The 12,065-nt window shown below is 49.8% G+C and carries 12 protein-coding genes and 1 tRNA gene; 8 read left to right on the top strand and 5 right to left on the bottom strand.

What is annotated here, in order from left to right:
* Window positions 1-59 precede the first annotated feature (59 nt).
* The 5 genes from FD28_RS00080 (at window position 60) to FD28_RS00060 (ending at window position 2,940) form a co-directional block, all read left to right on the top strand.
* Entirely contained in the window at window positions 60-569 is a 510-nt protein-coding gene (locus tag FD28_RS00080) for a minor capsid protein (RefSeq protein WP_057731241.1), read from the top strand.
* 160 nt (window positions 570-729) lie between these two features.
* Window positions 730-1,230 (top strand): VanZ family protein, encoded by a 501-nt coding sequence (locus FD28_RS00075; RefSeq protein WP_057731238.1) that lies wholly within the window; start codon window positions 730-732, stop codon window positions 1,228-1,230.
* A 13-nt stretch (window positions 1,231-1,243) separates the two neighbouring features.
* Window positions 1,244-1,522: a heavy metal-binding domain-containing protein gene (locus FD28_RS00070; RefSeq protein ID WP_057731235.1), complete on the top strand. Its 279-nt coding sequence runs from the start codon at window positions 1,244-1,246 to the stop codon at window positions 1,520-1,522.
* A 66-nt stretch (window positions 1,523-1,588) separates the two neighbouring features.
* Window positions 1,589-1,672, top strand: a tRNA-Leu gene (locus tag FD28_RS00065).
* A 788-nt stretch (window positions 1,673-2,460) separates the two neighbouring features.
* The gene (locus FD28_RS00060) at window positions 2,461-2,940 is read left to right on the top strand and encodes a MarR family winged helix-turn-helix transcriptional regulator (RefSeq protein ID WP_057731232.1); all 480 of its coding nucleotides are present in this window, start codon (window positions 2,461-2,463) and stop codon (window positions 2,938-2,940) included.
* A 124-nt stretch (window positions 2,941-3,064) separates the two neighbouring features.
* On the opposite strand, the gene FD28_RS00055 is transcribed toward FD28_RS00060, so the two are convergent.
* Together FD28_RS00055 and FD28_RS00050 are read right to left on the bottom strand one after the other, a co-directional pair.
* Window positions 3,065-3,736 carry a CPBP family intramembrane glutamic endopeptidase gene (locus tag FD28_RS00055; RefSeq protein ID WP_057731287.1) on the bottom strand — a complete coding sequence of 224 codons (672 nt, stop codon included), beginning with the start codon at window positions 3,734-3,736 and terminating at the stop codon, window positions 3,065-3,067.
* A gap of 357 nt (window positions 3,737-4,093) precedes the next feature.
* Window positions 4,094-4,297, bottom strand: a complete 204-nt coding sequence (locus FD28_RS00050) for a hypothetical protein (protein ID WP_057731230.1) — start codon at window positions 4,295-4,297, stop codon at window positions 4,094-4,096.
* 275 nt (window positions 4,298-4,572) lie between these two features.
* Here FD28_RS00050 and FD28_RS00045 point away from each other — a divergent pair, with 275 nt between their 5' ends.
* Together FD28_RS00045 and pgmB are read left to right on the top strand one after the other, a co-directional pair.
* The gene (locus tag FD28_RS00045) at window positions 4,573-7,290 is read left to right on the top strand and encodes a glycoside hydrolase family 65 protein (RefSeq protein WP_057731227.1); all 2,718 of its coding nucleotides are present in this window, start codon (window positions 4,573-4,575) and stop codon (window positions 7,288-7,290) included.
* A 13-nt stretch (window positions 7,291-7,303) separates the two neighbouring features.
* Window positions 7,304-7,975 (top strand): beta-phosphoglucomutase, encoded by a 672-nt coding sequence (gene pgmB / locus FD28_RS00040; RefSeq protein WP_057731224.1) that lies wholly within the window; start codon window positions 7,304-7,306, stop codon window positions 7,973-7,975.
* A 261-nt stretch (window positions 7,976-8,236) separates the two neighbouring features.
* On the opposite strand, the gene FD28_RS00035 is transcribed toward pgmB, so the two are convergent.
* Window positions 8,237-9,007, bottom strand: a complete 771-nt coding sequence (locus FD28_RS00035; protein WP_057731222.1) for a Cof-type HAD-IIB family hydrolase — start codon at window positions 9,005-9,007, stop codon at window positions 8,237-8,239.
* Between the two features lie 155 nt (window positions 9,008-9,162).
* Here FD28_RS00035 and FD28_RS00030 point away from each other — a divergent pair, with 155 nt between their 5' ends.
* Window positions 9,163-9,810 carry a deoxynucleoside kinase gene (locus tag FD28_RS00030; RefSeq protein ID WP_057731219.1) on the top strand — a complete coding sequence of 216 codons (648 nt, stop codon included), beginning with the start codon at window positions 9,163-9,165 and terminating at the stop codon, window positions 9,808-9,810.
* Between the two features lie 56 nt (window positions 9,811-9,866).
* Here the strand turns inward: FD28_RS00030 and FD28_RS00025 are convergent, their stop codons facing one another.
* Together FD28_RS00025 and FD28_RS00020 are read right to left on the bottom strand one after the other, a co-directional pair.
* Window positions 9,867-10,196, bottom strand: coding sequence for a DUF960 domain-containing protein (locus FD28_RS00025; RefSeq protein ID WP_057731217.1), 330 nt, complete (start codon window positions 10,194-10,196; stop codon window positions 9,867-9,869).
* A gap of 66 nt (window positions 10,197-10,262) precedes the next feature.
* Window positions 10,263-11,744, bottom strand: a complete 1,482-nt coding sequence (locus FD28_RS00020; protein ID WP_057731214.1) for an MDR family MFS transporter — start codon at window positions 11,742-11,744, stop codon at window positions 10,263-10,265.
* Window positions 11,745-12,065 lie beyond the last annotated feature (321 nt).

Genomic DNA, 12,065 nt, shown 5'->3' with positions numbered 1-12,065 from the left:
GGTCGTGTATAATGTTGTGAGAGGGCTTTCAGGCCTGCAAGATTTCAAGGAGGCATTCCGTGAAAAACAAAAGTGATCTGTCCATTAGTATTGTGGTTTTCCTGATTTTAGACGTTATCTTGGGCGTCATTTTCTTCCTCATGAAGCAACCCATCACCTGGTCCACCACGCTGGCTGTGGTCTTGGCACTGATCTACTGGTACTTCCCGCAGATTGGGCGGCTGGTTGGGCTCAACCGGCCGAAATCAAAATCAGTCCACCCGGTCGCGGCCCCCTATTACGATTACTACCAGATTAACAGTCAGCTTGATGACCAGACCTGTCCTGAATGTGGCGCCCGTGACGGCCGGATTTATCGGACGGATGAGGCCCGTCCCGGCATCAACTACCCGCCCTTTCATGACGGCTGTCGCTGCGTGGCCACGCCTTGCACCGGCGAACTCCCGGCGACCAACGACCGGCAGTATCGCGATCCCCAGACCGGTGAGCTAAAGAGCGGCCCCTATCTGACCTATACGGATTGGCGTAAAGCCATGCGCCAAAAATACGGTCAGGACACGTTTAAATGATTTTTCCAAACCGGCGCCTAATTTAACCAGGTGGGCATCCTGCTCGGGGAGTCCCACCTGGATTAGCCACCCAAAAGTCGGGCACAATCAGCTAATTTTAAAAAGCAATTGTTCCGGTTCCCTCAAGTCGGTATACTGGAAACATTAGGGGGCGAGAAGCATGGTCCGATGGTTACCATTTATCTTAGTCAGCCTGCTGTGGGTAAGCCTATGCCTCAGGGATTGGCGACACGGCCGGCTGCGGCGCATCTGGTGGTGGCTCGGCTGTTGGGGACTGAGCGCCCTGACCTGGACGCCCGTCGCCATTACACTGGGCGGGAGCGTCGGGCAAATCCAGTCCTTCTGGTGGGCCGGTGGCATTTGGGTTATCTGGCCGCTCCAACCCGCCAGTGTCGATGCGTCATTTTGGTTAAATATTCTGATGACGGTTCCCCAGGGTCTCATCTGGCAATATAACCACAGTGCACATCGGTGGCGACAATGGTTACTAGCGGGACTAGCAACCGGGTTAACACTGGAAGGTGGTCAGGCCCTCTTTAATCGTCTGGTCAGCCTTGGCCGCTGGGTCGATATCAATGATGTTATAACCAATTGTTTGGGCGTTGTGATTGGAGCAGCCATTATGTTGGCTCTCCAGCGACGCCATGCGACGTTAAAATGAGGAGGAACCACATATGTTTATGACAACCGGTGGGTTAAACCGATCCCACGCGATTCAAGGAATCTTAACGGCCACAACACACACCATGTTGCGGTCAGAAAAGCCCGACCAATTTGAGCTGTTCGATGATCTTTTTGATGAAGCCAAGCAGGCGCTCATGAAACAAGCACAGGCGGCTGGCGCGGACGGCCTCATCGAAGTCCGCTTCAATACGGAAGTGGTTCAGATGAATGTCGCCCCTAAATTCTTAGTCGTTCATGGCTATGGCACCGCGGTTAAGTTCCCTAAATAAAAAAAATTTAAATTAAGGGTTCACATTTATACACAGATAGTGTAATATATTATTTGTTGTTGAGTTGCCCCGATGGCGGAACTGGCAGACGCGCAGCGTTCAGGTCGCTGTTTGAGAGATCAAGTACAGGTTCGAATCCTGCTCGGGGCATCATGAATAACTGTTAATAAGGAATTTGTTAGATCACCATCTAACAGATTCCTTATTTTTTTGTCTCGAAATGCTTTCCGCTGGTTCCAAAGTCCCGGCCGGCCCAATGCCTTAATCACAGGTGGCCTCACCGGGATCACACGCGTGCTGTCTGGAAGCGTCCCCGAGCCAACGTTTGGCTGCCTTGTGTCCCTGCTCGTCCGCTCACACGCGACATCGTTTGCCCTTCAATCTAAGCCAGTAGCTGCTACGCCGTTAGCACCTTTCAATCCACTCCCCCGCCCGTGCCTTTTACGCACCACTCGGTTGGCAAATAATGGCGCTCACCCCCAACCTTTTCATTATCATTTTCATAAAATTTAACTTTCCATTTAGGAATCTTCTGGTATACTTAAGCAGGCTTGTCAACCGGGTGTTTAATTGACCACTTTAATCACATTTTCACAAACTTTTCCCCGACATGTTCTACTTTTTTTGTGGGCGCCCCCCATTTTTAATAAAGTTGCGGTGTGGCACATACGGTAATTGCGTATACCCTTTACGAATTTTGCCAATTTTCACACGAAATTATGCGAATAAAGCGCATTTGGTCAATAAGCATTGCACTTGTCAGTCGATATGCTATATAATTAATCTGTTGTTACGTTTCATCTGTTCTGTATGATAAAGATTGTGTTCACGTGAACATTGGCTGCCAGCAGCCGCCAATGCGCCGAGTGGCTTTACTTGCCAGTGACAATTTAATTGTATACAATACTCTGAAAAGCAAACGAAAGGAGGCCAATGCAATGGCAGACGTTAATCCTGTATTGTTGGACGAACAATTGTGTTTTTCCATTTATTCGGCCAGCAAGAAATTTAACCACTTTTATCAAAGTGCCCTCGCACCCTTCGGCTTAACCTATCCACAATACATTGCAATGCTTGTACTCTGGGAAAAAGCGCCCCTGACCGTTCATCAATTAGGTGAGCGACTAGAACTCGACAGTGGTACCTTAACCCCCCTGTTGAAGCGACTCGAAAAGCAGGGCTGGGTAAGCCGTGTCCGCAGTCAAACTGACGAACGTCAAGTTTTGATCCATTTAACGGAAATGGCAACCACTAAGCGCGATGAAGTTTACTCACGAATCGGTCAGTGTCAAACCTTACTGGGAATGACTTCCGATGAGATTGATTCTATGATGACTGAACTGGTCACCGTTAAAGAACAGCTCGACACGGTCAGTCATCAACGACTGATCGCTAAAGAAGTCGACAAGACTAACTAAAAATGACCAACGGCACCCCGTTCGAGTGCGTTGGCCATTTTTTGTTTGTTTTTTAATGGGCGCGCATCGTCACCAGCTTACCCGTCTCGTAACATTGACGGTGCTTCCCCCATACGGACAACAGCTAGTGCAGCGAGGCAATCATCGCCGTCACCGCAATGAGGTTGTTAAACCCATGCAGAATGATCGTGGTCTGTAGCTTATCCGTCTTTCGATAAATGTACGCAAACGTCCCACCCATCAACGCATAGACTAACCAGCTAATCACGTTATCACTCTGGTGAACCAATGAAAAAATCACCCCACTGACAATGACCGGCAGCCAGAACATTTTAGCGGGAAAGCACCCCTTCATGAGGATTCCCCGAAAGGTCAACTCCTCCAAAATAGGCGAAGCCAAAACGGCCGTTATACTCAACATCACGAGGGTTAACGTACTGTGTCCCATGATATTGGCTATCAGGGTATTGTTCTTCGTACTCGTTTCCCCGAAAAAGACCGCGTTGGTGATACTAAGGATAATTTCAACCACCACCACAAAGGCATAGCCCTTAATCATCAGTAGCCAATCCTGCCCCGTCAAGCGTTGCCAGTGGAGCGGCTGAACCCGCCGAAATATCCAGATGCCGATGCCAATTGCAACCGCAAATCCCAGCAGGTAACCCGCGGCCCACAGCCCCCGTTGGAGACCCGTGCCGTGCATCATAAAACTCAGGGGAATCTGAACGATCGATACCACGACAATCATAATTAAGACCCAGCCAAAGTTCCAATAGCTCGGCTGTTGTTCATTCATTTGCACGTTATCATTTCCTTTATCTATTTTGTTTTTTGGTTGAACAAACCCATAATCCGCCCGTGTTACTGGCCACTCGCTACCCTGACCAGATAAATTTGAGAAATTTGTCAAATATTAATATTTTAATGGCAATTTTCCTCATTCTGCGTTACTATAAGGTTGCGGGTAAGTTTGAACTAACCTTCAGCTTACGCGTGAGGCTTCTGTCCTCATTCAACAGACAGATTTCATTTTACTCCCCCAAAGTAGATGAAATTTTTTACAACATAATCCCCCAATTATGTTGTAACCTTACTCTTTGGCCATTGCGACTTATCGTAATGGCTTTTTTTGTGTCTATTTTTACGGACAACCTTACTCATCTTCATCCTCAAACGATCGGTGGGGCCACAGCACCCAGAACAGGCCCAGATTGACGAGCGTGGCCACGACCAACCCTGCCAGGCCGAAGAGAATCTTCACCCAGCCCACCAATGCCCAGGCCAATAAGCCCCACATGGTTCCACCAATGATTAGCCCCGTGGCCAGAACTATCAAGATCATCGTTAACCCTTTCACCAGCGTTAGCTCCCTTCACATTCTAATGCTAAAAGCTTACCACGTTTCTGCCAATTTATCGAAATTAATTTTGAAGCTCCGCCACTCACAAATTGGTCGAACCAGTCGACCGAGTTCAAAATTGTGCAATCGCTTGCAACGGCGCCGTTTAAGCGTTTTACCTCAGCCTTATTTTTCGAAAATTAAGGGGAATTAATTGCTTATTGTCAGCCGGTAACCTAAGATAAACAGTGAATGAATACGCTAAGTTATAGCAGAAAGGATGACGATCTAGCTTGAAAATAATTACAGTACACGTTTTAGATGATTCCCTGCAGGTGAGTTATGCCCCGACCGGACAGCCCGCTGCCCAACGGCAATTCACCATCGCTTACAATTCTGACCAGGGCATCGGTGAAAACTTGGAGAACCTGCGGGTGAAGCTCGTGGGACTCGACGTTGACGCTGCCGTCATCGACAACGCCCTCAGCTACCCCTTTTCCGACACCGTCGTTGGCATCAATCACCAGCGCATCGATATTGGCTTAGCCATCACCAACATGCTCAACATCCCCGTTGTCAGCAGTCAAGCCATCACTGACCAAGGCCTCACCGCCGCGCTCAAGGCCAAGCGAGACTACCTCAGCTGGCACCTCGACTACTATGGCCAGTATCAGGGCAAACGCAACTACGGCCAAGAGGCGATGCTCAACGTGGGCAATGGTTTCTTCGGACTACGCGGTGCCTACACCGAAGCCCATGCGGATAAAGACAACTATCCTGGCCTGTACACCGCGGGTCTCTATGACCAACTCACGACCAATATCAATGGTCGCCAAGTCACCAACGAAGATCTGGTCAACTTACCTAATGCTCAGGCCTTAACCTTTGGTGTCGATCATCAGAATCCGTTCCAAATCAAGGCCAGCGACATTCAAGACATCTATCGCAGTCTGGATCTGCACACGGGTGCCCTGACCACCACGATGCTGGTTCAGCTCTCCACGGGCCATAGCCTCCAAATCAAAACCACTAAACTCGCTAATATGAAGGATTGGCACCGCCTGAGCGTGCAATACAGCGTGACCCCCCTCAACTTTGCGGGAACGTTGCAAATCTATTCCGAAATAGATGGTAGCGTTATCAACGCCAACGTTGATCGCTACGCCGCCTTTGATCAGCGCCACATCAAGGTGACGGGAACCGGTCAACAGCCCGATACCGTCTATTTGGAAGGCCAAACACGCACGTCAAAGGTCAACTTTATCCTCGGCTCCCATCTTACGGGCCCGGGCAAGGCCCTGGCTGCGCCCGTTGACACCCGACCGAACGCCGAGCAACACATCCAGCAGATGCGCTCGGTCGACGTTCAGCCTAATCAAACCTATACGTTTGAAAAAAACGTGGTCCTCTTTACCAGTCGCGAGACAACCACTGACCTCATGACTGCCGCCAGTGACGAACTCCAGCCGACCAATTTTGCCAACTCACTCGCTAGCAACACGGCCTATTGGCAACATCGCTGGCAGGACGCTGACATTCAGATCACCGGCGACATCACCGCTCAAAAGTTGACTCGTGTGAACCTCTACCACCTCTTCATTTCCTCGCAAGCCATTGGCTCCGGTAAAATTGACGCCTCGGTCAATGCCCGGGGACTCGATGGTGAGGCCTACCGGGGACACGTCTTCTGGGATGAGATGTTTGATCTGCCCGTCTTTGCACTGCACGACCCACAACTAGCCAAGCAGCTTCTCATGTACCGTTACCGGCGCTTGCCAGCCGCTAAGCAAAATGCGCACGACGCTGGCTATGCCGGTGCCATGTATCCGTGGCAATCCGGTGCCAAGGGTGATGAGCAATCTCAGGTCGTTCACCTGAATCCCTTAACCAACACTTGGGACCCAGACTACTCCGCCTTGCAACGCCACGTCTCGTTAGCGGTCGCCTACAACGTCATCATGTACACCCACATCACGGGTGATCAAGCGTTCATGGCGGACTACGGGTTAGAAATGCTGGAAGAAATTTCGCAGTTCTGGCTCAGTAAAACAAAACTTGATGATCAGACGCACCGTTACACGATTGATCAAGTCATGGGGCCCGACGAATTTCACGAAAATTATCCGAACGCCGATACACCTGGACTGGCCAACAATGCCTATACCAACTTAATGGTCACCTGGCTATTTAATCGGTTGACTGCCCTGCGGCAACAGCTTCCTAAAGCCAAGGTACAGGCCGTCGATCGCAAGACCGGTTTCACGCAGGACGTGGCCGACAAGTTGACTGACGTCAGCCACCATCTCAAGCTCGATATCAGCGCAGACGGCATCATCGGTCAATTTGAGGGTTACTTTAAGCTCCCCCAACTAGACTTCAGTAAGTACCAGAAGAAGTACGGGGATATCTCACGGATGGATCGGATCTTAAAGGCCGAAGGAAAGACGCCGGACGCCTACCAAGTCGCCAAGCAGGCCGATGCCTTGATGGCCTTTTACAGTTTGGATGCAACGACCGTGATGGGCTTACTCAAGCAGTTGGGCTATGAACTGCCACAACAAGCGTTGTTGAAAAACCTGCAGTTCTACCTCGACCGCACCACCCACGGTTCCACCCTTTCTCGCATCGTCTACGCCGTTTTAACGGCGATGGCTGGGAATATGGACCAGTCGTGGCAACTCTTCTCTCAGGCCCTGTTATCCGACTATTACGACATTCAGGGGGGCACCACTGCCGAAGGAATTCACTTAGGCGTCATGGGGGCCGTCACGCTGATGTCAACACGGCACTACGCCGGCGTCGATGTCTTGGCTCCCGAGATTACCGTGACCCCACACCTGCCGCAACAATGGCAAGCCTTGCGCTTTAACCAACTGGTACGTGGCATCCGTTACCACTTCGAGATCGACCATCGTCAAGTCAAAGTGACCGCCGATCATGCCACCACCCTAACCATCGGTCAACACAAAGTTTCACTAAAACCGCAACAGCCTGCAACCATCACATATTAAGGAGTGTTTTTTCATGACAAAGTTTGCTGACATTAAAGGATTTGTTTTTGATTTAGACGGGGTCATTACTGATACCTCGATTCTCCACGGCACTGCCTGGCACCAACTGGCCGACTACCTCGGCGTTGCTTGGAGCGACGAACTCGCCAATGGCCTCAAGGGAATCAGCCGGATGGACTCTTTGGAAATGATCTTAAAGGCCGGGGGTAAGGAAAATGACTACACCCAGGCGCAAAAGGAAGAACTCGCCACTAAAAAGAACACGAACTACGTCGCTGAAGTTGATAAGATGACGCCTGCCAACATTCTCCCCGGCATGAAGGCCTTCTTAGACGACTTGCGGGCTAAGGGCTATCAATTATCCCTGGCCTCCGCTTCAAAGAACGCTCCTCGCGTACTGGCTAAGCTGGAACTGGCTGACTACTTCCCTAAGGTTGTCGACCCCGCTAGCTTGATCCACGGCAAGCCAGATCCCGAAATCTACACCAAGGGTGCGGAACTGCTGAACTTGCCCGCCGCGCAATGCATCGGTGTCGAGGATGCCGCAGCCGGTGTCCAAGCAATCAATGCCGCTGGCGAAGTTTCCTTAGGTATCGGTGATGCCACCGAACTGGGTGCCGCTGATATGGTCTTTGCGGACACGGCAGACGTAACGTTGGCTAACATTGAAAAGAAACTGGGCTAGTTAAAAAACAAACTCATCCGAAACCGTTATGCCGAAACTAGGCGTAACGGTTTTTTAAATCACGCACTGGTGGTCGCTGACACGCTACCGACGTGTATCCCCTATCTTAACTAACGAAAAAAGTTCAGCAACAGTCGCACTCCTGGGACAAGCTTTAAAGAACCTTACGTTACAAACCCAATTAAAAAAAGGCCCTGATGCCTGTAGTTACAGGCACCAGGGTCTTTTTTTACTCGTTATTTTCTAAGTGAGCCACCAAACTTATTGAATCAGACCAAAGTGGCGGAGGCCTTTGACAATGCCGTCATCCATATTTCCGGCCGTCACGTAGGCTGCCTTGTTCTTCGCCTGGAAGACACCATTGCCCATGGCAACTGGAATATCGACCTCGTCAAACATTTGCAAGTCGTTGAGGCCATCCCCAAAGGCATACGTTTTAATCCCCGTGAGGCCCGCTTGCTTGAGGAAGGTCCGAATCCCCGTCTGCTTGGTAACCCCCGTCTGCATCGTATCCAACGCCCGTGGATTATTCCGCACAAAGGAAAGTGTTCCGGCGAATTTTTCCTGATACAGCTTCTCCTTGTCCCGGTTGAAAACATTCAGGAAGTTAATGTCCTGGTGCTGATACCAATCAGGGTCCACCTTGGCATCCAACCGCAACAGTTTAAAGTTATCGGTCGTGTCCTGATTGGCCGCACTCAACCGAAAGCCACGGTTGTTAAAGTAACCCAACGGATCCCCCTGGGCCTTCGCAAAGGCGGTAATCGCGGCGAGGGTCTTCTGATCGATGACCGCGGCCGTTAATTTTTTCCCTTGATACTGGACGTAACTCCCGTTAGCACTGACCACCGCGTCAATGCCGGTAGCATCCAGGACATATTGAATCTCAAAAATGTTTCTTCCAGTCGCAATAACTGGTAGAATATGATGTTGTTGCATTTCTTGAATGGCTGCGACACTTGTCGGTAAAACATTCTTGTTGTCGTCAAATAAAGTACCATCCAAATCAAAAAAGACGATTGCTTGATACATTTAATCAACCTCCTAATCCTTTAATACCAACGGTTTCATTATACAACAATGACCAAAGTACTGGAAATGGCGGAAATTTTTCTTCCCGGCAGATGTAGTAGTCAGTCATTTTATGGTACACTATATCTTGTATTTCTAATTAAAGAGGGGCTATCATGGTGATAATTACAGCTGGAATGATCGGAGTCGGCAAAACGACTCTAACTGGAAAGATCGCATCACATTTAAATACGCAAGCATTCTTCGAACCGGTCGGTGATAACCCAGTGTTACCGCTCTACTACCGGGACCCAAAGCAATATGGTTTCTTGCTTCAAATCTACTTCTTGAACAAGCGCTTTAGCATGATCAAGCGGGCTCTCGCCGACGACAACAACGTCCTCGACCGTTCAATCTACGAAGACGCCCTGTTCACGCGGGAAAACAACGCTGAAGGTAACATTACGGACACCGAACTCGAGGTTTACTTACAACTCCTCGACAACATGATGAACGAACTCGACGAGCTACCAAAGAAGGCACCAGACTTATTGGTCTACGCTGACGCCGACTTCGATACCATCTTACATCGGATCAAGAAGCGTGGCCGTGACTACGAACAATTCGACAACAATCCTGAATTGGAATCCTACTACAAGAAGATGTGGACGGCTTACCAAGGTTGGTTTGCTGATTACGACATCAGCCCTAAGATCAAGATTGATTTACAAAAATACGACCTTGACCAACCCGGCAACACCGAAATCGTCTTGGGTCAAATCGACGATGCCCTCAAAGGTATCCGGACTGACGCAACGGTCTAAATTGACAAAAATCTCCCCACAAGCCAATCACTGGTTTGAGGGGAGATTTTTTTCGTTTAGTGATCCGCAGTTTCAGACGGTAACAGAATAATTTGGCTATCGCCATCATCATAGGCCAATACGGTATCTGGTAGTTCGGGAGCATAAGCGAAATTGGTATCAAACCCCGCACTGAGCGCACCTGGTTGATCATCCTCATCCATTTGAACGTATTCAAAGGTTGTGGTGCCCTGGTTGTTGTGCAATTTGAACGTCAGTAAATTCTCCAACGGGAAGACCCCTTGAAGATCGTGGTCGATAATTTTCCATACGGCGTCGATCATGTCGCCGGGCAGAACTGCAACGGTACCATAACTGGCATAACGTGCATGATTTTTTTCGAACATTTTCTTCGCCTCCACTCTCGGTCATTTAAAACTATTATACCGTACTCCCCTTTAAAACGGGAATAATTACGCTTGATGGTCGCTTAGACTCTGCGTTTCCCGCCGATCAAAGAGATTGACAATAAATGAAATCACAATCAGCAACGCGCCCGCAATGAAGATGACGTGTAACCCTTGATACAGAATACCATGAAGTGTCGGTAATAGGTGGGCTGGCAATTCTTTAGCCGTCTGTGGGTTAATCAACTTGTTCATCATTGCCAGGTTGGTGCCGGGATGACTGGCCACCCCACGAGCCATAGCCACGTTCATGATAATCCCTAAGATAGACACCATGACGGTCTGACCCAGTGTCCGTGCCAGCGTATTGAACGATGTTGCCACCCCAATTTCATTCACGGCCACCTTACTTTGAACGGTTACGGTCGTGGTGGTAATGGTAATCCCAAAACCGGTCCCACAGATGGCAGCAATCACGAAGAAGCTCCAGAATGGCGTCGTTGCTGGAATCACGGCCATAATAACCGCTCCAATCAGTACCAGCGTCAGGCTAATATTCACAATTTGATACGGTGAGCGTTTCATCAGGAGTTTACCCGCGATGAAGGACCCCACAATCCACATCAATGAGCTTGGGGTGATCGCAAACCCCGCTTCAGACGCCTTTAACCCCAGTAATCCCTGGGTCCAGGTGGGCAGGTAGACTTCAAACCCCATGATAAACCCACTCAACAACGCAGCGATTAAGTTTTGCACCACGAAAGTACGGTTAGCAAACAATTCCATGGGAATTAACGGATCTGTCGTCCGCTTCTCTTGGCGAATGAAGGCCCAGAATGCTGCAACAGCCACAATGAGGCCTAAGATGACCCAGGTAAGGTTAAGATCGCCCTCACCCAGCAGTTGGAACGTCAACATAACGGCCAGCAAGCCCACGGATAACCAGATACAACCGGCCCAATCCATGCTGAAAGCCTTGCGCTGGGTTGTCTCGTTCAGATAGAACCAGATCAAGCCCATCGTCACGATCCCAATCGGAATATTAATGAAGAAGATCCAATGCCAGCTCAGTTGGTCAACGATGAATCCCCCTAGAAGTGGCGCAACCACTGCCGCAATTCCCCAGGCAGACCCATTGAGGCCCATCACTCGAGCACGTTGTTCAACGGGGTAGATATCGGCCAGAATCGTAAAGGACACCGGCATAATGGCGCCGGCCCCGATTCCTTGCAGCGCACGCCAGGCAATCAGCGTTTCCATGCTGTGGGACATCCCCGATAGCGTAGAACCTAAGACGAAGATGAATAGACCCACGAGAAAGACCAGCTTACGACCAACCGTATCGGCCAATTTACCATAGATGGGGGTGGCAATCGCACTGGTCAGTAAGAAGATGGAGAAGACCCAGTTCATCAGAGCCACTCCCCGTAAATCACCAACAATGGTTGGCATGGCGGTTGACACGATTGTCCCCTCGACAGCAGACATGAACGTTGCCACAAAAACGGCAATCGTTACAACCTTAACGTTCGTTTGTTTCTTTACCATAATTTCCTCCTACCGTTGGGCCCCACCACACAACGAAACTGAGTAGCCAAGCGCGCTACTTCCCAAGTTCTGTTTTGAAACAGTAATACCTTATATTATCACGGGTCGCCCCTAAAAGGACACCCCTGGTAAAAATAAACTGATCCCCGCGCTGCCCTTGCAGGCGTTAAAATCTTGAGGTCACTGTAGATTGAATCATCTGATACGACCCGGTCAACTCGGTTATGGCACTCCAAATTAGGTGTGCATGTTCACCTGCGGCTGTCAGAGATTCCGGCTGCTGTGGGGACCGCCTGCGGCCTGAGAAGCGGTCCTCCGGCT

Source organism: Levilactobacillus hammesii DSM 16381, from assembly GCF_001434395.1.
Lineage (GTDB): Bacteria > Bacillota > Bacilli > Lactobacillales > Lactobacillaceae > Levilactobacillus > Levilactobacillus hammesii.
The sequence above is the reverse complement of the archived record's forward strand: the minus strand, read 5'-3'. Positions and strand labels throughout refer to the sequence as shown.